Source organism: Micromonospora sp. AMSO1212t (assembly GCF_008868145.1).
Lineage (GTDB): Bacteria > Actinomycetota > Actinomycetes > Mycobacteriales > Micromonosporaceae > Micromonospora > Micromonospora tulbaghiae.
On sequence record NZ_WBKS01000108.1, the window covers coordinates 1 to 21,774 of the forward strand.

At 72.2% G+C, this 21,774-nt stretch carries 20 protein-coding genes and 1 pseudogene; 16 read left to right on the top strand and 5 right to left on the bottom strand.

What is annotated here, in order from left to right:
• Positions 1–60: 60 nt before the first annotated feature.
• The 8 genes from F8279_RS22750 (at position 61) to F8279_RS22785 (ending at position 9,181) form a co-directional block, all read left to right on the top strand.
• Complete coding sequence (locus F8279_RS22750) at positions 61–402, top strand: hypothetical protein (protein ID WP_091415352.1); 342 nt, start codon at positions 61–63, stop codon at positions 400–402.
• Positions 403–679: 277 nt separating this feature from the next.
• Positions 680–1,750, top strand: a complete 1,071-nt coding sequence (locus F8279_RS22755) for a BMP family protein (RefSeq protein WP_192580750.1) — start codon at positions 680–682, stop codon at positions 1,748–1,750.
• 122 nt (positions 1,751–1,872) lie between these two features.
• Positions 1,873–3,528, top strand: a complete 1,656-nt coding sequence (locus F8279_RS22760) for an ABC transporter ATP-binding protein (protein WP_091415361.1) — start codon at positions 1,873–1,875, stop codon at positions 3,526–3,528.
• On the top strand, positions 3,525–4,886 hold the full coding sequence (locus tag F8279_RS22765) for an ABC transporter permease (RefSeq protein WP_091415366.1): 1,362 nt from the start codon (positions 3,525–3,527) through the stop codon (positions 4,884–4,886). Before F8279_RS22760 ends, F8279_RS22765 begins: the two co-directional genes overlap by 4 nt.
• Positions 4,887–4,888: 2 nt before the next feature.
• A complete protein-coding gene (locus tag F8279_RS22770; protein WP_091415370.1) occupies positions 4,889–6,169 on the top strand; it encodes an ABC transporter permease in 1,281 nt (426 codons plus the stop codon).
• Between the two features lie 105 nt (positions 6,170–6,274).
• Complete coding sequence (locus F8279_RS22775) at positions 6,275–6,976, top strand: cytidine deaminase (protein WP_091415374.1); 702 nt, start codon at positions 6,275–6,277, stop codon at positions 6,974–6,976.
• 142 nt (positions 6,977–7,118) lie between these two features.
• Positions 7,119–8,399 carry a thymidine phosphorylase gene (locus F8279_RS22780; RefSeq protein ID WP_151500994.1) on the top strand — a complete coding sequence of 427 codons (1,281 nt, stop codon included), beginning with the start codon at positions 7,119–7,121 and terminating at the stop codon, positions 8,397–8,399.
• A gap of 101 nt (positions 8,400–8,500) precedes the next feature.
• Complete coding sequence (locus F8279_RS22785) at positions 8,501–9,181, top strand: DUF4272 domain-containing protein (protein ID WP_091416214.1); 681 nt, start codon at positions 8,501–8,503, stop codon at positions 9,179–9,181.
• Positions 9,182–9,187: 6 nt separating this feature from the next.
• Here F8279_RS22785 and F8279_RS22790 read toward each other — a convergent pair whose 3' ends face one another.
• Complete coding sequence (locus F8279_RS22790; RefSeq protein ID WP_151500995.1) at positions 9,188–10,039, bottom strand: putative RNA methyltransferase; 852 nt, start codon at positions 10,037–10,039, stop codon at positions 9,188–9,190.
• A 3-nt stretch (positions 10,040–10,042) separates the two neighbouring features.
• Positions 10,043–10,528 carry a MarR family winged helix-turn-helix transcriptional regulator gene (locus tag F8279_RS22795; protein WP_091415385.1) on the bottom strand — a complete coding sequence of 162 codons (486 nt, stop codon included), beginning with the start codon at positions 10,526–10,528 and terminating at the stop codon, positions 10,043–10,045.
• A gap of 57 nt (positions 10,529–10,585) precedes the next feature.
• Here F8279_RS22795 and F8279_RS22800 point away from each other — a divergent pair, with 57 nt between their 5' ends.
• Genes F8279_RS22800 through F8279_RS22815 form a run of 4 tightly spaced genes read left to right on the top strand, consistent with a single transcriptional unit; the run spans position 10,586 to position 13,365 of the window.
• Positions 10,586–11,212, top strand: coding sequence for a YitT family protein (locus F8279_RS22800; protein WP_091415389.1), 627 nt, complete (start codon positions 10,586–10,588; stop codon positions 11,210–11,212).
• Positions 11,200–11,769: an NADPH-dependent FMN reductase gene (locus F8279_RS22805; protein ID WP_091415392.1), complete on the top strand. Its 570-nt coding sequence runs from the start codon at positions 11,200–11,202 to the stop codon at positions 11,767–11,769. The genes F8279_RS22800 and F8279_RS22805 overlap by 13 nt, the downstream gene beginning before the upstream one ends.
• A 55-nt stretch (positions 11,770–11,824) precedes the next feature.
• Entirely contained in the window at positions 11,825–12,238 is a 414-nt protein-coding gene (locus F8279_RS22810) for a PPOX class F420-dependent oxidoreductase (RefSeq protein ID WP_091415396.1), read from the top strand.
• A 50-nt stretch (positions 12,239–12,288) separates the two neighbouring features.
• A complete protein-coding gene (locus F8279_RS22815) occupies positions 12,289–13,365 on the top strand; it encodes an adenosine deaminase (RefSeq protein ID WP_091415399.1) in 1,077 nt (358 codons plus the stop codon).
• Here the strand turns inward: F8279_RS22815 and F8279_RS22820 are convergent, their stop codons facing one another.
• Complete coding sequence (locus F8279_RS22820) at positions 13,366–13,785, bottom strand: hypothetical protein (protein WP_225853378.1); 420 nt, start codon at positions 13,783–13,785, stop codon at positions 13,366–13,368. It lies immediately after the preceding gene.
• A 379-nt stretch (positions 13,786–14,164) separates the two neighbouring features.
• Between F8279_RS22820 and F8279_RS22825 the strand changes: the two genes are divergently transcribed.
• The 4 genes from F8279_RS22825 (at position 14,165) to F8279_RS22840 (ending at position 19,289) form a co-directional block, all read left to right on the top strand.
• Complete coding sequence (locus F8279_RS22825; protein WP_151500996.1) at positions 14,165–17,815, top strand: nitrate- and nitrite sensing domain-containing protein; 3,651 nt, start codon at positions 14,165–14,167, stop codon at positions 17,813–17,815.
• On the top strand, positions 17,812–18,216 hold the full coding sequence (locus F8279_RS22830; RefSeq protein ID WP_013283992.1) for a roadblock/LC7 domain-containing protein: 405 nt from the start codon (positions 17,812–17,814) through the stop codon (positions 18,214–18,216). The genes F8279_RS22825 and F8279_RS22830 overlap by 4 nt, the downstream gene beginning before the upstream one ends.
• Before the next feature lie 100 nt (positions 18,217–18,316).
• The gene (locus F8279_RS22835) at positions 18,317–18,694 is read left to right on the top strand and encodes a DUF742 domain-containing protein (protein WP_091416218.1); all 378 of its coding nucleotides are present in this window, start codon (positions 18,317–18,319) and stop codon (positions 18,692–18,694) included.
• A 1-nt stretch (position 18,695) separates the two neighbouring features.
• Positions 18,696–19,289 carry an ATP/GTP-binding protein gene (locus F8279_RS22840; protein WP_091415409.1) on the top strand — a complete coding sequence of 198 codons (594 nt, stop codon included), beginning with the start codon at positions 18,696–18,698 and terminating at the stop codon, positions 19,287–19,289.
• Positions 19,290–19,413: 124 nt separating this feature from the next.
• Here F8279_RS22840 and F8279_RS22845 read toward each other — a convergent pair whose 3' ends face one another.
• Both F8279_RS22845 and F8279_RS22850 read right to left on the bottom strand, forming a co-directional pair.
• Positions 19,414–20,634, bottom strand: a complete 1,221-nt coding sequence (locus tag F8279_RS22845) for an ABC transporter substrate-binding protein (RefSeq protein ID WP_151500997.1) — start codon at positions 20,632–20,634, stop codon at positions 19,414–19,416.
• A 122-nt stretch (positions 20,635–20,756) separates the two neighbouring features.
• Positions 20,757–21,774, bottom strand: a pseudogene (locus tag F8279_RS22850) (transposase); the annotation flags it as partial.

Consider the following 21,774-nt stretch of genomic DNA (forward strand, 5'->3'; position numbering starts at 1 on the left):
ATGACGGCGGTCGGCGGGGTGACTACTACGTTGCGTCGTTGATGAGGGAGGATGGGGCGCGTGGAAGCTCTTCGACTGATTCTTCTCTACGTCCATCTGATCGGCTTCGCGCTGCTGCTCGGTGGTGCGATCGCCCAGTACGTCACCGGCCGGCTGCGGATCAACGCGGCCATGCTCTGGGGCGCGATCATCCAGATCCTCACCGGCATCGGGCTGTCCGCTCCGCTGCGCGACGGGGACGAGCCGGCCCCGGCGAAACTTGTTACCAAGTTGGTGCTCGCGCTGCTCATCTTCGTCATGGTCTTCTTCTCCCGTAAGCGGGAGAGCGTGAACCGTGGCCACTTCCTCGCGATCGTCGGGTTGACGCTGGTCAACGCGGCTGTCGCGGTGTTCTGGCGTTAGTTCGCCAGGAAGTCGGGGAAGCTCGGGAAAACGGACGTTCGCGACACCACCGGGCACGCCTACCGGCCGGATAAGTGACGTGCCCCACGCAAGGGTTACACCGGGGTAACGGACGCTCAACAGTCGTGCACGATTGTCGGCCGGTGGGTGGGCGCGGGCGTACGCTCCCGTCCGTAACGTGGGACGCCGGCGGCACACCGCAGGCCGGCGAAGGGATGCACGCCGTGCACGACGCGGTGTGCAAGGGGAAGGAGACGTCTTGCGCTCTGTGCGTGGGATGCGGATTGCCTCCGTCATTGCGGCGGGTGGACTCGTACTGGGCGCTGCCGCGTGTGGTGAGGCTCCGGACGACGACAACAACGCCGGCGGCGACGGCGGCAAGAAGTTCAGCGCCTGCATGGTGACCGACGTCGGCGGCGTCGACGACAAGTCCTTCAACGCCTCGGCCTGGAAGGGCCTGCAGGAGGCGAAGAAGGAGAACGACAAGATCGACATCAAGTACGTCCAGTCGAAGGCTGAGGCGGACTACGAGGTCAACCTGACCGGGTTCGTCAACCAGAAGTGCGACTTCATCCTGGCCGTCGGTGGCCTGATGTCGGACGCCACCAAGGCGGCGGCTGAGAAGAACCCGAACCAGCAGTTCGCGATCGTCGACGCCAACCCGGGTGTGTCGAACGTCTACCCGATGCAGTTCGACACCGCGCAGGCGGGGTTCCAGGCCGGCTACCTGGCCGCCGGGATGAGCAAGTCCGGCAAGGTCGGCACCTACGGTGGCCTGCCGATCCCGCCGGTCACCATCTTCATGGACGGCTACGCCGACGGCGTGGCGTACTACAACAAGGCCAAGAGCAAGAACGTCCAGGTGCTGGGCTGGGACAAGGCCACCCAGAAGGGCTCCTTCGCCAACTCGTTCGAGAAGCAGGACGAGGGCAAGAAGGTCTCCGACGCGCTCGTCGCGCAGGGCGCCGACATCGTGATGCCGGTCGCCGGTGGCGCCGGTCTCGGCACCACCTCCGCGGCCAAGGCCTCGGGCGGCAAGTACTCGGTCGTCTGGGTGGACATCGACGGCTGCGAGAGCACCCCGGACTGCGCGGCGATCCTGACCACGGTGGTCAAGAACATCCCGGACGCCGTCAAGGAGGCCGCGCTGAAGGCCGCCGGTGGCGAGAAGCTCGAGTCCACCCCGGGCTTCGTGGGCACGCTGGCCAACGACGGCGTCTCGATCGCCCCGTACCACGACTTCGACAGCAAGGTCCCGGCGGACCTGAAGGCCGAGGTCGACAAGATCAAGGCGGACATCGCCGCCGGCACCATCACCGTCACCTCGAAGGCCCAGCCGACCAAGTGACAGTCCCGCCGGCCGCCGCGGTGCCATCATCGGCAGCGGGGGCCGGCGGGCACCAGGTTTGACGATCCGGCCGTCCCGGCGCCACGGGGAAGGTACCCCCGGCGCCGGGGCGGCCGATCACCTTGAATCCCCCGAACATCCCCACCCGGCGTGGTGGCGGCGCGGCAGGTCGCTACGCTGCACCATCGCTCGCACTCCAGGAGGTTGCGCTGAGACTCGAACTGCGCGGCATCACCAAACGGTTCGGTGAACTGGTCGCCAACGACCACATCGACCTGACGGTGGAGCCTGGAGAGATCCACGCCCTGCTCGGCGAGAACGGCGCCGGCAAGTCGACCCTGATGAACGTGCTCTACGGCCTCTACCAGCCGGACGAGGGCGAGATCCTGGTCGACGGCAAGCCGCTGAAGCTGAAGGGCCCGTCGGACGCGATCGCCGCCGGAATCGGGATGGTGCACCAGCACTTCATGCTGGTGCCGGTCTTCACCGTGGCCGAGAACGTGATGCTCGGCGCCGAGCAGGTCAGGGGGCCGTTCGCCGGCATCCTCGACCGGCGGCGGGCCCGGCGCGAGGTCGCCGAGGTCTCCGAGCGGTACAACCTGCGGGTCGACCCGGACGCGGTGATCGAGGACCTGCCGGTCGGCATCCAGCAGCGGGTGGAGATCGTCAAGGCCCTCACCCGCGACGTCGACCTGCTGATCCTCGACGAGCCCACGGCCGTGCTCACGCCGCAGGAGACCGAGGAACTGCTCACCGTCATGCGGTCGCTCAAGGCCGCCGGCAAGTCGATCGTGTTCATCACCCACAAGCTGGGCGAGGTGAAGGCCATCGCCGACCGGATCACCGTGATCCGGCGTGGCAAGACGGTCGGCACCGCCGAGCCGAGCGCCAGCCGGGACGAGCTGGCCGCGCTGATGGTGGGACGCAGCGTCCGGCTGACGGTGGACAAGAAGCCGGCCACCCCTGGTAAGCCGGTCCTGGAGCTCTCCGGCCTGGTCGTGGACGACGACCGGCAGGTACGCGCGGTCGACGGCGTCGACCTGACCGTGCACGCCGGTGAGGTGCTCGGCGTGGCGGGCGTGCAGGGCAACGGCCAGACCGAGCTGATCGAGGCGATCATGGGCCTGCGCCCGGTGCTCGCCGGCACGATCAGCCTCGACGGCGAGCCGACGCACGGCTGGTCGACCAAGAAGGTGCTCCGCGCCGGCGTCGGCTACGTGCCGGAGGACCGCAGCGTGGACGGCCTGGTCAAGGAGTTCTCCGTGGCGGAGAACCTGGTGCTGGACATCTACGACCGGCCGCCGTTCGGCAGGGGCCTGTCGCTCAAGCCCGACGCCATCGCGAAGTCGGCGCGGGAGCGGATCGAGCAGTTCGACGTCCGTACCTCCTCGGCCGACGCGGCGGTCGGCACGCTCTCCGGCGGCAACCAGCAGAAGGTGATCGTGGCCCGGGAGCTGTCCCGGCCGCTGAAGCTCTTCATCGCCGCCCAGCCCACCCGGGGCGTGGACGTCGGCTCGATCGAGTTCATCCACAGCCGGGTCATCCGCGAGCGGGACATCGGCACCGCGGTCATGGTGGTCTCCAGCGAACTGGACGAGGTGATCGGCCTGGCCGACCGGATCGCGGTCATGTACCGCGGCCGGATCATCGGCATCGTCGGCCCGGACACCCCGCGTGAGGAGATCGGCCTGCTGATGGCCGGTATCACCCCGGACGCCGCCACCCCGGACGCCGCCACCGCGACCGAGGACGGCCCTGGCAACGAGGACGAGGCATGACCGACCCGAACCCCTTCTCGGGCTCGCCGGACAAGGAACCGGCGACCGAGGCGCAGGAGTCGCTGAGCGAGGCCCAGGCGACGCCGACGCAGCCGGCCGGTGACACCGAGCAGACGGTGCCCGCCACCGCGACCGCGAAGGAGCCGGATCCGGGCGAGTCCCGTCCCAGCATGGGCCGGATGTTCCTGGACAACCTCTGGGCCGCGAACACGCTTACCGTGACAGTGCTCGCGGTGCTGCTGGCGATGGTGGTCGGCGCGGTGCTGATCATCGTGTCCGACCCCGAGGTGCTCGCCACCTACAGCTACATCACCGCCCGTCCCACCGATGCGCTGAACGCCAGCTGGACGGTGGTCAGCGAGGCGTACGCGAACCTGTTCAAGGGCGCGATCTTCGACCCGGACGCGGTCGGCTTCACCGCCGCCCTGAGCCCGATCTCGGAGACGCTCACCTACGCCGCGCCGCTCGTCTTCACCGGCCTGTCGGTGGCGCTGGCCTTCCGCGGCGGCCTGTTCAACATCGGCGCCCAGGGCCAGGCGACGATCGCCGTCATCCTGGCCGCCGTGGCCGGCTTCGCGCTGCCGCTGCCGCCGGTCGTGCACCTGCTGGTGGCGTTGATCGCCGGCGCGCTCGGCGGTGCGCTCTGGGGCTTCATCCCCGGCATCCTGAAGGCACGGGCCGGCGCGCACGAGGTGATCAACACGATCATGCTCAACTACGTGGCGGTCTACTTCCTGTCCTGGATCATCGTCCAGAACGGGGTGCAGAACCCGAACCGGTCGGACGCGATCAGCAAGCCGGTCGACTCCTCCGCGCAGTTGCCCCGCCTGCTCGGCGACGACCTGCGGGTGCACGCCGGCATCCTGCTCGCGGTGGCGGCCACCTGGTTCATCGCCTGGCTGCTCAACCGCTCCACGCTCGGCTTCGAGCTGCGGGCCGTGGGCGCGAACCCGGACGCGGCCCGCACCGCCGGCATCAGCGTGACCAAGACGTACGTGCTGGTGATGGTGTTCGCGGGCATGCTGGCCGGTCTGGGCGGCTCGACCATGGTGCTCGGCACCACCGCGACCGCGCTGACCCCGCTGGTGATCGCGCAGATCGGCTTCGACGGCATCCTGGTCGCGCTGCTCGGCCGCGTGAAGCCGTGGGGTGTGCTGCTGGCCGCGCTGCTGTTCGGCGCGCTCCAGGCCGGTGGCAACCGGATGCAGTCGTACTCCGGCATCTCGCTGGAACTGGTCACCGTGCTCCAGGCGCTCATCGTCATCTTCATCGCCGCGCCTGCCCTGGTGAAGACGATCTTCCAGCTCCGGGCGGCCCGCGCCGCCCGGTTGCAGACGAGCCTCGCGAAGGGCTGGTGAGCATGTCCACCACCGCTGTCCCCGAGGTGGCCGTTACCGCGGTCGACGAGGGCTTCTGGACCCGTAACCGGAAGATCGGCGCGGTCCTGCTGGCGCTCGGCGTGCTCGCGGCGGTGCTGTTCGGCGCGCTCGCGACCGACCAGCACGCGCGGTTCACGCTCAGTGAGACCGAGGGCGGCGCCGCCCTGGAGATCAACGGTACGGTCGGCGCGATCCTGTTCGGGCTGATCACCGCCGCGGCCGGAGGCGCGCTGCTGGCCGGTGTGCCGAAGCGCTGGTTCACGCTGCTGCTCGGCGCCGGGCTGGTCGCCTTCGTGCTGAGCTTCCTGTGCTGGCAGGTCTCGGCCGCGCCCGAGGGCCGCAACTTCATGCCGCTGGTGAACGTCGTACGCGGCACGTTCATCCTGGCCCTGCCGCTGATCTTCGGTGCCCTCGCCGGCGTGCTCTGCGAGCGTTCCGGCGTGGTGAACGTGGCGATCGAGGGCCAGCTCCTGATGGGCGCCTTCTCCGGCGCCCTGTTCGGCAGCATGTCCGGCAGCGTCTGGGTCGGCCTGGTGGCCGCCGCCATCGGCGGCGCGTTCATCTCGTTCCTGCTGGCCGTCTTCTCCATCCGCTACCTGGTCGACCAGGTGGTCATGGGTATCGTGCTCAACCTGCTCGCGGTCGGCATCACCGGCTTCCTCTACGAGCGGCTGATGCAGACCGACGCGGCGAAGTACAACAGCGCGCCCCGGTTCGGCAACTGGGAGATCCCGCTGCTGTCCGACATCCCGCTGCTCGGTCCGGCGCTGTTCCGGGGCAACATCTTCCTCTACCTCGGCCTGCTGCTGGTGCTCGTCATCCACCTGGCGCTGTTCCGTACCCGGTGGGGCCTGCGGACCCGCTCGGTGGGCGAGCACCCGACCGCCGCGGACACGCTGGGCGTGAAGGTGCTGCGGCTGCGCTACCGCAACGTGATCCTGGCCGGCCTGGTGGCCGGTGTCGGCGGCGCCTCGTACACGCTGGCGCTCTACTCGTTCACCAAGAACATGATCGGCGGTAAGGGCTTCATCGCCCTGGCCGCGCTGATCTTCGGCCGGTGGAGCCCGACCGGCGCGCTGCTCGCGGCGCTGTTCTTCGGCTTCGCCGACCAGCTCGCCACCTACCTGGGCGCGATCGGCAGCAGCATCCCGAGCCAGTTCCTGGCGATGCTGCCGTACCTGGCGACGATCCTGGCCGTGGCCGGGCTGGTCGGCAAGGTCCGGGCGCCGGCCGCCGACGGCAAGCCGTACATCAAGGGCTGACCGACCGCCGCGACACGGTGCCCGGCGGGGCGACCCGCCGGGCATCGTCGTCTCCGGCCGCGTCCGCGACCGATCGGCGTTGAATTGGGCAGAATGGGAGTCGTGATGGAGATCGACTGGGAGCGGCTGCGTACCGCCGCCACCGAGGCCATGCGGCACGCCTACGTGCCGTACTCGAAGTTCCCGGTGGGTGCCGCCGCGCTCGTCGACGACGGCCGCGTCGTGGTCGGCTGCAACGTGGAGAACGCCGGCTACGGCGTCACGCTCTGCGCCGAGTGCGGCGTGGTCTCGCAGCTGCACGCGACCGGCGGGGGCCGGATCGTGGCGCTGTCCTGCGTCGACGCCACCGGTGAGCCGCTGATGCCGTGCGGCCGGTGCCGGCAGCTGCTCTGGGAGCAGGGCGGCCCGGAGTGCCTGGTCGAGGCGAAGGGCGGCCCGCTGCGGATGGCGGAGCTGCTGCCGCACGCGTTCGACGTGGCCGACATCGAGGCGGTGACCGGCGAGCATCCGGTGCCGGTGGTGCCGGACCGGCTGGCCGCCTGGCGGGGCCGGGGCACCGTGTTCGTGCACCCCGACCTGTCGGCCGGGCAGCAGGTCTGGACGACGTACTGGGAGCGCTCGTCCGGTGACACCGCGGACGCCGAGACCGGCGTGCTGGAGGAGGGCTCGACCTGGGGCGACCCGGCCGAGGCCATCGAGTGGGGTTTGGCGCGGACGCCGCGCGTGGTCGTGGTGGACGCCTCGGGCACGATCTTCTGGGCTGGTGAGGGTGAGCCTCCTACGGAGATTCCGGTTCGTTGGGGTTGAGCTGGGGGAATCGGGCCGACCGTGCCCGGCTCCGGGCGGTCAGGCTTGATCCCTCCGCCGGTCATGGTCGGCCCGATTCCTCGACGGTCACCGTTCGCGGGTCGGTGCGGCCACGCGGGATCAATTGATTGGATCTTGAGAAGTGAGTGCTTTTACGGCGGTTGACGTCATCCGGGCGAAGCGGGACGGGGGTGTGCTGAGCGACGGGCAGATCGACTGGGTGGTCGACGCGTACACCAAGGGTCTGGTCGCCGACGAGCAGATGTCGGCGCTGGCCATGGCGATCCTGCTGCGCGGCATGACCGCGCCGGAGATCGCCCGGTGGACCGCCGCCATGATCGCCAGCGGCGAGCGGCTCGACCTGTCGCCGGTGGCCCGGCCGACTGTGGACAAGCACTCCACCGGCGGCGTCGGTGACAAGATCACCCTGCCGCTGACCCCGCTGGTCGCGGCGTGCGGCGCGGCCGTCCCGCAGCTGTCCGGCCGGGGCCTCGGCCACACCGGCGGCACGCTGGACAAGCTGGAGTCGATCCCGGGCTGGCGGGCGGCGCTCACAAACGACGAGTTCATCGCCCAGCTCCGCGACGTGGGCGCGGTGATCTGCGCGGCCGGCGACGGGCTCGCCCCGGCCGACCGCAAGCTGTACGCGCTGCGCGACGTCACCGGCACGGTCGAGGCGATCCCGCTGATCGCCAGCTCGATCATGAGCAAGAAGATCGCCGAGGGGACCGGCGCGCTGGTGCTCGACGTGAAGGTCGGCTCCGGCGCGTTCATGAAGAACGTCGACGACGCCCGCGAGCTGGCCCGCACCATGGTCGAGCTGGGCGGTGCGCACGGCGTACGGACTGTCGCCCTGCTCACCGACATGTCCACCCCGCTCGGCCTGGCCGTGGGCAACGCGGTCGAGGTGACCGAATCGGTGGAGGTGCTCGCCGGTGGCGGCCCGGCCGACGTGGTGGAGCTGACGCTGGCGCTGGCCCGGGAGATGCTCGACGCGGCCGGCCTGCCGGACGCCGACCCGGCCGCCGCGCTGCGGGACGGCCGGGCGATGGACTCCTGGCGCACGATGATCCGGGCGCAGGGCGGTGACCCGGACGCCCCGATGCCCGTCGCGAACGAGGTCGAGGTGGTCACCGCGACCGAGGACGGGTGGGTCGCCGAGGTCGACGCGTACGCCATCGGGGTCGCCGCCTGGCGGCTCGGCGCGGGCCGGGCCCGCAAGGAGGACCCGGTGAGCATCCCGGCCGGAGTGGTGCTGCACCGGCGTCCCGGCGACCGGGTACGCGTCGGTGACCCGCTGTTCGAGCTGCGCGCCGAGCACGCCGAGCGGATCCCGGCCGCGCTGGCCGAGGCGCGCCGGGCGGTCCGCGTCGCGCCGGACGCGCCGGACACGGCGCCGCTGGTCGTCGAGCGGATCGGCTGACCGGGACCGGCCATGGTGCCGGCCCGGCCGGAGCCGCTATCCTCCCAGGCCAGGGGGGATCGGCCGGCGACGAGCCGAGGTGAGCAGACAGGGGCTTGACCGTGCGCGTACCCGCTCCCGATCCCCGGGCCGTCCGGGAGGCGAGCCTGGACGAGTTGTCCCGGCTGGGTCTTCCGCTGCCGCCGCCGCAGTTCCCGCTGGTGTGGGAGCCGGGCGACGAGATCGAGCTGCGTCCGACCCCGGAGATCGAGGCGCGGATCGCGGTGCTGCACGTGATCCTCGCCCGCTGCTTCGGGATGCCCGCGCAGGCGGCGACGGGCTGGCTGCTGGAGTCGCACCTGGTCGACTCGGTGACGCCGCCGGAGTGGCAGTTCGTGATGGGCGGCCGGGGCGACCACAGGTCGTTCGTGCTGCACCACGACGCACTGTTCTCGCTGGCCTGGGTGCTCGGACTCGCAAAGGAACTGGACCCGACGGTGCCGGTGGACGAGCGGCTGGTCGAGCGGATGCCGAACCTGGTCGCGGGGGAGACGTTCGGCCAGTGGCGGGCCCGGATCCTGGCCGCGCCGCAGCATCCCGGTGACGCCGCGGCGCTGCTCGACCTGCACTACTGCCTGGACTGGGCGTACCTGGAGACCGAGAAGGCCGGCGGCGCGCTGCCGGGGCTGGTGGACGCGAACGCGATCGGGCAGCGCCGGTGGGCGCTGGAGTGGGCGGTGGTGCTGCGCGGGCCGTACCACGACGAGCCGCCGGGCTGGGAAGAGGTCGACCTCTCCACCTGAGGCGGGTCAGCGCGGGCGGTACACGCCGAGCCGGACGGAGAGCGTGACCGGCAGCGGCTCGGGCAGCGCGGCGATGCGCGCGGCGAGCCGTTGCGGGTCGGCGTGCCAGGCGCTCGGTCCCATCCCGACGAGCGTGGTGACCTCGGCGCGGGTGAGCGTGAGCCGGGCCCGGTGCCCGGTCGCGGACTCCTCGGCGAAGTGGCCGCCGAGGCTGCCGGCGACCCGGTCGGCCTTGTCCGGGTCCACCCGCAGCAGGTCCAGCGCGTCGACGAGTTCGGTCAGGTGGTCGGCGGCCGGGGTGACCACAAGCAGCGCGCCGCCGGGGTCGAGCACCCGGTGGAACTCCGGGCCGTTGCGCGGCGCGAACACGTTCAGCAGCACGGCGGTGGACCGGTCGGCCAGCGGCAGCCGCTGCCAGGTGTCGGCCAGCGCGGCGGCGGCCCGTGGGTGCGCCCGGGCCGCGCGGCGCAGCGCCGGCTTGGAGACGTCGAGGGCCAGGCCGGCGGCGTCCGGCAGCGCCGCCAGCACCGCCGCGAGGTAATGGCCGGTCCCGGCGCCGGCATCGACCACCAGGGGGTACGGGTCGAAGCCCGCGACGCGTACCGCTGTGGTGGCGAGCGCGGCGGCGACGGTGTCGTAGTGGCCGGCGGCGAGGAAGCCGGCGCGGGCGGCGACCATCTCGGCGTTGTCCCCGGTGTGCGGGGCGCGGCCGGCGAGCAGGTTCACGTACCCCTGCCGGGCGATGTCGAAGCTGTGCCCGCGTGGGCAGCGCAGGGCGCGGGCGGTGCCGGCTGTGGTGTCGGTGAGCGGTTCGGCGCAGACCGGGCAGCGCAGCCGGGCGAGGACGCGATCGTCCACGGCTCAGTCCTTCGCTTCCGGGTGGCCGGTGACGCGGCCGGTGAGGTGGTCGATCACTCGCTGGCTGAGCGTGCCGAGCGCGGACATCTCGGCCGGGGTGAGCCGGTCGATCAGGTGCCGGCGGACGGCCGCGACGTGCCCGGGTGCGGCGGCCTCGACGGCCTGGCGCCCGGCCGGCGTGAGCGCGACGACCGAGCCGCGGCCGTCGGTGGCGCACTCCTCCCGGGTGACCAGGCCGCGTTGCTGCATCCGGGAGATGTGGTGGGACAGGCGACTTCGGGACCAGAGCATCCGGTCGGCGAGTTCGCTGAGTCGTAGCCGTTGTTCAGGGGTCTCGGACAGGTCGCTGAGGACGTCGTAGTCCGGCTCGGAGAGACCGGCGTCCTGCATCAGCTCCCGGGCCAGTTCCAGGTCGAGCAGGCGGCGCATGCGGCGGTAGCCGCGCCAGGCGCGGTCCTCCCGCTCGTCCAGCCAGCGCGGTTCGTCCATGCGCCGATCCTATCGGTGTTGTTGACATGTCACCAAGCTGCCGCCTACGTTGATGACATGTCAACCAAACTGCCGTCCCGGCTGGCACGGCTGTTCGCCGGCCTGAGCCTGTTCGGCGTCAGCGTCGCGCTGATGGTCCGCGCCGACCTCGGGCTCGCGTCCTGGGACGTGCTGCACCAGGGCCTCGCCGACCGCACCGGCCTGCCGATGGGCCTGCTGGTCAACGGCGTGGCGCTGCTGGTGCTGCTGCTGTGGATCCCGCTGCGGCAGCGCCCGGGCATCGGCACCGTCGCGAACGTCGTGCTCGTCGGCGTGGCCCTCGATGCGACGCTGGCAGTGCTGCCGTCGGTGGACCCGCTCGCCGGCCGGATCGGCCTGCTGGTCGCGGGCGTCCTGCTCAACGGCCTCGCCACCGCGCTCTACCTCGGCGCCCGCCTCGGCCCCGGCCCCCGGGACGGGCTGATGACCGGCCTGGCCGCCCGCGGTCTGCCGCTCGGCCCGGCCCGCACCGGGATCGAGGTGACGGTGCTGGCGGTCGGCTGGCTGCTCGGCGGCGCCGTCGGCCCCGGCACCCTGCTCTACGCGATCGGCATCGGGCCGATCGTCGCCTGGCTCGTTCCCCGACTCACCCCGCCGGCCCCGGCCGCCGCCCCGACAGGAGTGACCTCCTCATGCCCCGCCTGAACGTCGTCGTCGCCAGCACCCGTCCCGGCCGGGTCGGCCGTCGCATCGGTGACTGGTTCACCGCGGCCGCCGTCCGCCATGCCGGCTTCGACGAGGTACGCCTCCTCGATCTGGCCGAGATCGGGTTGCCCTTCCACGACGAGCCGCACCACCCGTCCGAGCGGGTCTACCTGCACGAGCACACCCGCGCCTGGAGCGCCGAGATCGACGCCGCGGACGCCTTCGTCCTGGTGATGCCGGAGTACAACTACGGCTTCAGTGCGCCGCTGAAGAACGCGATCGACTACCTCTACCACGAGTGGCAGCACAAGCCGGTCGGCTTCGTCAGTTACGGCATGACCTCCGGGGGTCTGCGCGCGGTGCAGATGATCAAGCAGGTGGTGACCACGCTGAACATGACCCCGGTCAACGACCAGGTGGTCGTCTTCCTGCGGCAGGCGCTGGACGAGTCGGGCGAGCTGCGGCCCGAGACCGGCCGGGATGAGGCCGCCGCGCTGATGCTCGACCAGCTCGTCCGGCTGGCCGTCGCTCTCGCGCCGCTGCGGGTGACCGCGTGAGCGCGAGGAGTGAGCCGGGTTTGCGAGCCCCGCAGTCGCGAACGAAGGTAGCGCTGTGAGCGCCCGGCTCTGGGAGCTGTTCGGCGAGCGCGGGCGCGGGGTGCTCGCCACGCTGCGCCGGGACGGCCGTCCCCAGCTGTCCAACCTCGACTACCTGGCCGAGCCGGGCCTGATCCGCTGCTCCACCACCGGCGACCGGGCGAAGGTGCGCAACCTGCGCCGCGATCCCCGGGCCAGCTTCCACGTGACCACCGCCGACGGCGGGGCGTACGCGGTCGCCGAGGGCACCGTGACGCTCACCCCGCCGGCCGCCGCCACCGACGACGCCACGGTCGACGAGCTGGTCGAGGTCTACCGGCGGATCCGCGGCGAGCATCCGGACTGGGCCGACTACCGGGCCGCCATGGTGGCCGACGGACGGGTGGTCCTGCGGCTCGCGGTGGAGCGGGTGTACGGCTGGCGGCCCTGACCGGCCCGGTCCACCGCCCGGCCCGTACCGGGGGTGACTAGGGTCTGGGCATGGTCGCAATCTCGTACGAGGACATCGTCAAGGTCCCGAAGGCGCTGCTGCACGATCACCTCGACGGCGGCCTGCGGCCCGCGACGATCGTCGAGCTGGCCGCCGAGGTCGGCCACGAACTGCCGACCACCGACCCGGCGGCGCTCGGCGTCTGGTTCACCGAGGCGGCGAACTCCGGCTCGCTGGAGCGCTACCTGGAGACGTTCGCGCACACGGTGGCGGTCATGCAGACCGCCACCGCGTTGCGGCGGGTCGCCCGCGAGTGCGCGCTGGACCTGGCCGCCGACGGTGTGGTCTACGCCGAGGTGCGGTTCGCGCCGGAGCAGCACCTGGAGCAGAACCTGACCCTGGACGAGGTGGTCGACGCGGTGGTCACCGGGTTCCGGGAGGGCAGCGCGCTGGCCGCCGAGGCGGGCGCCCCGATCCGGATCGGCACGCTGCTGACCGCGATGCGGCACGCGGCCCGTTCGCAGGAGATCGCCGAGCTGGCCGTACGGCACCGCGACACCGGGGTGGTCGGCTTCGACATCGCCGGCGCCGAGGCGGGCTTCCCGCCCACCCGGCACCTGGACGCGTTCGAGTACCTCCAGCGGGAGAACTTCCACTTCACCATCCATGCCGGTGAGGCGTTCGGCCTGCCGTCCATCTGGCAGGCGATCCAGTGGTGCGGCGCCGACCGGCTCGGCCACGGCGTACGCATCGTCGACGACATCACCCCGGGCAACCCGGCGGTGCTGGGTCGGCTGGCCGCGTACGTGCGGGACAAGCGCATCCCGCTGGAGCTGTGCCCGTCGTCGAACGTGCAGACCGGTGCGGCGGCCTCGATCGCCGACCACCCGATCGGGCTGCTGCGCGACCTGCGGTTCCGGGTGACGGTGAACACCGACAACCGGCTGATGAGCGGCACCTCGATGTCGCGGGAGATGGCGCTGCTGGTGGAGGCCTTCGGCTACGGCTGGAAGGAACTCCAGTGGTTCACCATCAACGCGATGAAGAGCGCGTTCATCCCGTTCGACGAGCGGCTGCGGATCATCGACGAGGTGATCAAGCCGGCGTACGCCGAGCTGATCGGCTGATCACGACTGGCGGGGGTGGCCGGAGCGCAGCGCGGCCACCCCGCGCAGCACCTGCCCGGCCCGGGCCGCCTCGGCGCCCAGCCCGGTCTGCCGGCGCAGCACGGCCGGCTCGGCGCGCAGCAGCGCGACCCCGCGCCTGAGCAGCACCCGGGGGGCCTTGCGCTGCTCGGCGAGATCCCGGGCGAGGCGGCGCAGGAACGTCGCGCCGCGCGGGCGGCGCAGCGCGTACGCCCCGGCGAGCAGCCCGAGTCGCCGGCACTCGGCGACGATCTCGGCCGCGAAGATCCCCTCGGCGACGAAGATTGGCGATCCGTCGACATCGAATGGCCGGGTGGCTACCCGACGGTCTGCGCCGATCGCATAAACCGGCACTTCGGCCTTGCCCTCACGGGCCAGTCGGGCGATTGTTTGCACCGCCATGTCCGCATCCCAGGACAGGGGGGACTCCCAATCCACCTGTCCGTTCCGACGCGGGCACGTAGGGTCATCGCCGTCCTTGTAGAAGTCGTCCAGGCAGAGCACCGGAAGTCCGGTTCGCTGGGCTATGTATGACTTTCCCGACCCGGAGGGGCCGGCAAGCAGGACGACGCGGTGCGGGTGTTCCATTACCTTCAGTGACTCCGGCCAGACGGATTGCTATCAAATTGCATCAACATCTCATCACACCTCCGGTGAGGGACAACCTGGTCTTTCTCTTTGCGGAGCGGCGTGATGGAATCTCGGAGGTCCGACCCGCCGGGTCGGTCGCTCGGCGTTGCCCTCAGGGTGGCGCGGGGCGCAGTAATGCGAGGGCGGTGACGTGAGCAAACGGCCAACGACGGCGGGCTCCTTCCTGTCGCGGCTGCGCCGGCCGATGAGTCGGCTGCGCGACATGCCGATCTGGTCCAAGCTCGGTCTGATCATGATCGTGCCGACCATCGCCACGGTCGTGGTGGGCACCAGTGGTCTGGTCGACCACCTGGAGACGCTCAACAATGCCAACCGGGCGGGGGATCTGGCCAATCTGATCGGCTACTCGGGTGACCTGGTCGACACCGTGCAGGACGAGCGGGTCGGCGCCGTGCTCTTCCTCGGCGCGAAGGAGTTCCAGACCCGGGCGCAGTACCAGGAGGGTTACAACCGCGCCAACCAGCGGGTGGACCAGGCGAAGTCGCCCTACCTGCGGCAGCGTGGCGAGATCGACGACCTGCCTCGCAACTTCGTCGGGCTGCTGGACACGATCGACACCCAGCTCAAGGACCTTCCGGCGACCCGCAGCCAGGTGCTGAACGGCAAGCTCAAGATCAATGATGCCGACCAGGCCTACCGCCAGCTGATCGAGGATCTGCTGGCGATCCGTGACTCGGCCACCCAGCTCGCCGGCAACAACGACCTGAGCGACCGGATGCGTGCGGCGGCCGCCGTGGCCCGGCAGAAGGAATACCTGACCCAGCGCCGGGTCGTCGTCCACCAGGCGCTCACCCAGAACCAGTACACCGCCGCGCTGCGCGAGCAGTTCATCGCCAGCGGCACCGGCCAGTCGCAGTCGCTGGCGACCTTCCAGGCCGTCGCCACCGAGCCCGACAAGCTGTTCTACGAGCAGACCGTCTCCGGGCCCGACCTGCGCAAGGCCGACCGCTTCACCAGTTTCATCTCGGGCAACAACAACGGCTCGATGGAGAACGCCCCGTTCGGGTCGGACCAGTGGGACCAGACCATGGTCGCCAACGCCAAGCTGATCCGGACCGTGGAGGCCCGGCTCGACGGCAACGTGGTCCGGCAGGCCGACGCGCTGCGCTCGGACACCCAGCGTCAGGTGTTCCTGGAGACCGGCCTGCTGCTCACCATGCTGCTGCTGGCCATCCTGTTCGCTTACCTGGTGGCCCGCTCGATGGCCCGCTCGCTGCGCGACCTGCGCCAAGGCGCCCTGGCGGTGGCCCAGTACGGGCTGCCACAGGCGGTCGCCCGGCTGCGCGACCCGCAGGTGACCGGCCAGCTCTCCCCGGTGCAACTGGCGAACCAGATCGCCGAGCCGTTGCCGGTGCGCAGCAAGGACGAGTTCGGCCAGGTGACCGAGGCGTTCAACGCCGTCCACCTGGAGGCCGTCCGGACCGCCGCCGAGCAGGCCGCCCTGCGGGCGTCGGTCGCGACCATGTTCGTCAACCTGGCCCGCCGCTCGCAGATCCTGGTCGACCGGCTGATCGGCCACCTCGACCGGCTGGAGCGCGGCGAGGAGGACCCGGACCGCCTGGCCGAGCTGTTCCAGCTCGACCACCTGGCCACCCGGATGCGCCGCAACGACGAGAACCTGCTGGTCCTCGCCGGCGCGGACTCCACCCGTGTGCAGCGCGAGCCCGCCGCCCTGATCGACGTGCTCCGCGCCGCCCAGTCCGAGGTCGAGCACTACACCCGGATCGAGTTCGGTGTGATCGACCGGGACATCGAGGTCGCCGCCCACGCGGTGAACGACCTGGTGCACCTGGTCGCCGAGCTGTTCGACAACGCCACCGCCTTCTCCCCGCCGGACTCCCAGGTCATGGTGGAGGCCCGGCGGGTCGGCGACCGCTCCTCCCTCTACGTGGAGGACCGCGGCATCGGCATCAGCCCGGAGCAGATCCGTGACCTCAACGAGCGGCTGGCCACGCCGCCGCAGGTGGACGTCGCGGTCTCCCGGATGATGGGCCTGGTCGTGGTCGCCCGGCTGGCCGCCCGGCACGGTGTCCGGGTCGAGCTGCGACCGGGTGCCGACCGGGGCATCGTCGCCGACGTGACGCTGCCCACCTCGGTTCTGGTGCCGCGCGCCCTGGCGGGCCGTGGCCAGGGCTCGCCGGCCCTGCCGCCCGCTGCCCCGCAGCAGGGCGGACCGACGCCCGCCTTCGGTGCCCTGGCCGCCTTCGGCAACAACAACCCGCCGGGCCTGCCGCCGGCGCCGCATCCGGGCTCCTCGGGCAACCAGGTCACGCTCGGCGGACGCGCCTTCGACCCGGCGTCGCGCAACGGCTCGGGCACCCCGGCGAACGCCGGTGGCGGCCGCGCCATGCCGGCCTGGTCCGACCTGACCGGTGCCAACCCGTCCGGTGGGGACGGCGGTTTCGGCTCCCGGACCTCGAACGGTCAGGGATTCGAGCCGCTGCCGCAGCGGCGCAACCCGGGCGAGGGCGACCCGGGCGCCAGCGGCCAGCAGCCGACGATCCCGCGTCAGCTGCCGAGCAGCCCGGAGGCGCGGCCCTACAGCCCGCCGCCGGTCTCCGCGCCGCCGGTCCCGCCGGTGTCGGCGCCGCCGCTGCCCCCGGTCTCCGGCGTACCGGTCTCCGGCAACCCGCTGCCGTACCGTCCGGTCTCGGCCGCCCCGGTCTCCGGTGACCCGTTCTCGGGCCGCCCGGTCTCCGCGGCGCCGGTCTCCGGTGACCCGCTGCCGTACCGTCCGGTCTCGGCCGCGCCGGTCTCCGGGCACCCCGCGCCGGTCTCCGGGCAGCCCGCCGCCGGTCACCCGGCCTCCGCGCCGCCGGCGAACCAGCCGCAGGCGCGCCCGATGTCCGCGCCGGGTGTCAACGCACCGCCGGTCTGGCCGCCGGTCGCGCCGACGCGTGCTCCGGCGGCGCCGGAACGACCCGCGAGCGGCATGGACATGACCACCGAGCTGCCCCGGGTGCCGCGCACGGAGATGCCGGCCGCCCCGCAGCAGAGGGCCGGTCAGCCGTCCGCCGCTCCGGCCGCGAACCGGCCGTCCGAGGCCCGGCCCGCCACCCCGGCGACGCCGGTGTCGCGGCCGGCCACGCCGCAGCAGCCGGGCAACCGCCAGCGGTACGCGGACGAGACGATGGAGCTGCCGATCTTCCGCGAGCTGGAGTCGGCGTGGTTCCGTACCCGCCGGCCCGGGCCCGAGGAGGCGGCGGCGGCCCCGGCCCCGGCCCCGGCGACGAACGGTGGCGACGCCACCCAGCAGTTCGCCAAGGTGGACACCGCCGGCCGGCCCGTGCCGCAGCCGACACCCGCAACGACAGGTAACACGCCGATGGCACACACTCCGACGGCCGGCGGAGCACCGCGTGACAACGGCGCGGCGAACGGGAACACGCGTCCCGCGTACACCGGTGGGCTGCCCACCCGGCAGCCGACGGCGTCGCCGCAGTCCTCCTCGCCCTGGCAGACCGCGGCCGACGACGGCTGGCGTGCCGCCTCGGCGGCCACCGAGGTGCCGGTGGCGGAGACCACCCAGAAGGGCCTGCCGAAGCGGAAGCCGATGGCGCAGCTCGTGCCGGGCAGCATCGACAAGCCTTCTGCCTCGGTGCAGCGCCGGACGCCGGAGGGGGTCCGGGGCCTGCTCTCGGCCTACCATCGGGGCGTGCAGCGCGGGCGTAACACCGACAGCAACACGACCGGCCCGGAGGGCACTCCGGGCGGGCAGCAGTCCTCGCAGTCTGGCTCAGGCCCGGTGGCCGGGAGCGGGCAGAAGGAGCAACAAGGATGACTACTACGCAGGATCTCGGATGGCTGCTCGCCAACTTCGCCGACCGGGTGCCCGGTGTGGCGCACGCGGTCGCGGTCTCGGCCGACGGCCTGCTTCTCGCCTCGTCCCGTGACCTTCCGCGGGACCGCGCCGACCAGCTCGCCGCGATCGCGTCCGGTCTGGTCAGCCTCACCCAGGGCGCGGCCCGCTGCTTCGAGGGCGGGGCGGTGTTGCAGACAGTCGTCGAGATGGACAACGGCTTCCTGTTCCTGATGTCCATCTCCGACGGTTCGTCGTTCGCGGTGCTCGCGGCGCGGAGCTGCGACGTGGGTCAGGTCGGGTACGAGATGGCCCTGCTCGTGGACCGGGTGGGCGATGCCCTGACGCCGCAGCCGCGCACGGCTGTGGGGATGATGGGCTGAATGACGCGCTGGCCGGTGGGTCAGGTGCGGGAACAACAACGACAGCGACGGATGCCACCGGGGCGAGCCGGTGCCGGGTACGAGGGAGGTGAGCGGCGACATGGCGGATCGTGACGAGCCGACCGGCGCATTGGTCCGGCCGTACGCCGTTACCCGCGGTCGTACCCGTCCCCGGCTCGACATCGCCCTGGAGGCACTCGTCGAGACGACGGTGCGCGGCCGAGCGGTTGCCACTGGCAATGGTGGCCAAGGTCGTGAACACCAGTACATCGCCGCGTTGTGTGACGGACGTGTGCAGTCGCTCGCCGAGATCGCGGCGCGGATGCAGCTTCCGCTCGGCGTGGCCCGGGTGCTCATCGCCGACATGGCGACGGACGGCCTGGTCGCGGTCCACGAGCCGACCATTTTGGACGACTCCGACGACGCGGTGGGCACTGAACTGCTGGAGAGGGTGCTGAGTGGACTTCGCAGGCTCTGACATGTCGCACCGGACGCCGGCCCCGAGCGGGCGCGTGACGTCGGCGAAGATCGTGATCGCCGGTGGGTTCGGCGTCGGCAAGACGACGCTGGTCGGCTCGGTCTCCGAGATCACGCCGCTGACCACCGAGGCGATCATGACCTCCGCCGGTGTCGGCGTCGACGACACCCGGCAGGTGCCGGGCAAGACGACGACCACGGTGGCGATGGACTTCGGTCGTATCTCGATCGACCGGGATCTGATCCTGTACCTGTTCGGTACGCCGGGTCAGACGCGGTTCTGGTTCATGTGGGACGAGTTGGTCCGGGGTGCGATCGGCGCGGTGGTGCTGGTCGACACCCGGCGGCTCGCCGACTGCTTCGCCGCCATCGACTTCTTCGAGCACCGGCGGCTGCCGTACCTGGTGGCCATCAACTGCTTCGACGGCATGCAGTACCACGATCCGCAGGACGTCCGGGACGCGCTGGCGATCTCCCGCGACGTGCCGGTGGTGCCGTGCGACGCCCGGAACCGGGAGTCCACGAAGCACGTGCTGATCTCGCTGGTCGAGTACGTGCTCACCATGCGGCGCTCGCGGGCCGTCGCGCCCGCCTGACCGACGCGCGGAAGCGCCCGGCGGCCTCAGGGCCACCGGGCGCTTCCTGCCGTCCGGGGTCGGACACGGTACGCGATCACCCGGTGACCCTCCATCCAGGAGGGTCGCCGGGTGGCGCTCGAGGTCAGGCGTACCGGGTCCAGGTGCCCCGGAACACCTGGTACACGGCGAGCGAGTCGGGTTCCATGCCGCCGTGCCGGTCGGCGCGGAACGCGTACCCGCCGGCGATGCCCTCGACCGTCTGCGCCTGAAGGAGGGCCCGCAGCCGGCCCCGGTCGAGGCTCGTCGCCATCCGCGCCGACGTGGCGAGGAGCTGGAGCGCGTCCGAGGCGTACGGGGCGAAGTCCGGGCTGACGCCGTGCCGCTGCGTGTAACGGTTGACGAAGTCCCGGCGGGCCAACTGCGCCGTCGTGGTGGCGGTGGCCGCGGAGACGTCCAGGCAGGCCGGGTGCACCGCGTAGGAGCCCTCCACGGCGGCGGCGTTCGCCCCCTGGAGGGTGTCGTCGGCGACCGCGCCGGCGTCGAAGAAGATCGGGCCGCGGTGACCGGCGGCGCGCAGTTCCCGTGCCGCGACACCGGAGTCGGGCGCGGTACCCCAGACCACCACGCCGTCCCGCTGGCCGCCGGCGACGCGCTCGGCGGCGGCACGGAAGCGCCGGCCGGTAGCCGGCAGGCGCACCGTGCGGGCCAGGTCGACGCTGCTGTCGGCGAGCGCCTCCCGCATCGCCCGCACACCCGAGTCGCCGTGCAGGCCACCGGCGGCGAGCACTGACACCCGCCGGATCCGCTTGGACTCGAACAGCTCCACCAGGCGGCGCGCCATGTCGACGGCGTCCGGCGTGAGCTTGTAGGTGAACGTGCGCTCGTCCAGCGGCAGCACGATGCGGTCACCGTAGCCGAGCGACAGGAAGGGCGTCTTGACCCGCTGGGCGGCCGCCGCGAGGGCCATCGAGGTCTCGCCGAGCACGCCGCCGATGAGGGCCTGCGCGCCGGCCCGGGTGAGGTCGGCGGCGTGACGGGCGGCGACCTCGGGGTTGCTGCCGTTGTCCAGGATCTGAAGCCGGACCGACCGGACCAGGTTCCCGACCGGTAGGCCGGTGCGGTTCAGCGAGTCGGCGGTGAGTTGCAGGGCCTGCCGCTGGGCGACGCCGAGCAGCGCCCCGGCGCCGGTCAGCTCCAGACTGGCGCCGACGATCAGATCCTGGTCGCTCGGCGCGCTGCTGGACGGGCTGTCGTCCGGCCGCTGGCCCTGCGGCGCGCAACCGGCGAGCAGCAGGCTCCCGGCAGCGGCGGCGAGGACGCCCCGCCGGGTGAGCACAGTGGAGTCGAACGCCGGTGTCGCCAATGGAATCGCCTTCCCACCCCGGCGAACAGGCGCCGCCGCTGGTCCGCCGGGTATGTTCCCGGCCGGTCCAGCCCAGCGTCAAATCGTCCCGGTGTGGGATGGAACACCCCGGCGGGACCGGGTCAGGAGCGGTAGCCCGCCGAGCGGTACTCGTACTCCCGGTCGTCGTCGCGGTCACCGGTGTCGCGGGTGAAGTCCCAGCCGCCGGCCGCCTCACGGCCCGGACGGCCGCCCACGGCGAAGCCGCCGATCTCCTGGCCGCGCCGCCACCCCCGGAAGTATCCGGTGGTGTTCTCGGCGAGGCTCGCCGCGTTCCGGACGATCCGCAGAGGACGCTCCTCGCGCAGCGGGGAGCCCGGCACCAGGTTGGCCTGCGGCACGCGCTTCGGCAGCCCGGCCTTGGTCTCCGAGCCGACGGACGGGCGGGCCGCCTGCTCGGCCGCCTGCCAGCCGGTGTCGGCGGTGCTCGACCACTCCAGGTCGGCCTCGTCGCCGTGCCCGACGAACCAGGCGGACTTGGCCTGCGCGAAGATCAGCAGGTCGCCGTCACCCTCGTCGGAGACCGGCGGCGGCCGGTGCTCCTTCGGGGCGGGCCGCCGCTCGGCCGCGGCGGGAAGCGGGACGCGGCCCGGGGCGCCCTGGTCGACCAGACGCAGCGGCGGCGTCTCCAGACCGGGGTCGGCCGGCCGGCCCATCTCGTCGCGCAGCGCGCGGTCGGCCAGCGGCGGCGGCTCCACCAGCCGCAGCATCGGCGGCTCCTGCGGCAGGTCGTCGGCGAGCCACGGCGGCGTGACCCGGCCGGGGTCGCTCGGCGCGTCCACGCCCCGCCCGTACGAGTAGGTGCTGCCCTCCCGCTCCCGCGCGGTGTCGTCCTCGTTGTTCACCAGCGGCCAGTTCGCCCGGGAGCCCGGCGGCGCCTCCGGCGCGGGCGGACGCGGGGCCGGCACCGGAATGCTCAGGTCGGTGGCGCTGAACCCACCGGTCGGCGGCTCCGGGTTCTGGTTCGTCTTGGGCCGGGGCGGGATGACCGTGCGCTGCCGCTCGGCCCGCGCCTTGTTGATCGCCGCGGTGGTGAGCGTCGGGCGGAACGGCTCGCCGGCCTCGGCCGGCGGCACGGCGCCGCGCGGGGACGGGGCGACC

Excerpts from the sequence above, each read along its gene's own strand:
- F8279_RS22755 (WP_192580750.1), top strand. The coding sequence starts at position 680 with ATGCGGATTGCCTCCGTCATTGCGGCGGGTGGACTCGTACTGGGCGCT.
- F8279_RS22765 (WP_091415366.1), top strand. The coding sequence starts at position 3,525 with ATGACCGACCCGAACCCCTTCTCGGGCTCGCCGGACAAGGAACCGGCG.
- F8279_RS22770 (WP_091415370.1), top strand. The coding sequence starts at position 4,889 with ATGTCCACCACCGCTGTCCCCGAGGTGGCCGTTACCGCGGTCGACGAG.
- F8279_RS22775 (WP_091415374.1), top strand. The coding sequence starts at position 6,275 with ATGGAGATCGACTGGGAGCGGCTGCGTACCGCCGCCACCGAGGCCATG.
- F8279_RS22795 (WP_091415385.1), bottom strand. The coding sequence starts at position 10,528 with ATGGACGAACCGCGCTGGCTGGACGAGCGGGAGGACCGCGCCTGGCGC.
- F8279_RS22800 (WP_091415389.1), top strand. The coding sequence starts at position 10,586 with ATGTCAACCAAACTGCCGTCCCGGCTGGCACGGCTGTTCGCCGGCCTG.
- F8279_RS22805 (WP_091415392.1), top strand. The coding sequence starts at position 11,200 with ATGCCCCGCCTGAACGTCGTCGTCGCCAGCACCCGTCCCGGCCGGGTC.
- F8279_RS22815 (WP_091415399.1), top strand. The coding sequence starts at position 12,289 with ATGGTCGCAATCTCGTACGAGGACATCGTCAAGGTCCCGAAGGCGCTG.
- F8279_RS22820 (WP_225853378.1), bottom strand. The coding sequence starts at position 13,785 with ATGGCGGTGCAAACAATCGCCCGACTGGCCCGTGAGGGCAAGGCCGAA.
- F8279_RS22830 (WP_013283992.1), top strand. The coding sequence starts at position 17,812 with ATGACTACTACGCAGGATCTCGGATGGCTGCTCGCCAACTTCGCCGAC.
- F8279_RS22835 (WP_091416218.1), top strand. The coding sequence starts at position 18,317 with ATGGCGGATCGTGACGAGCCGACCGGCGCATTGGTCCGGCCGTACGCC.
- F8279_RS22840 (WP_091415409.1), top strand. The coding sequence starts at position 18,696 with ATGTCGCACCGGACGCCGGCCCCGAGCGGGCGCGTGACGTCGGCGAAG.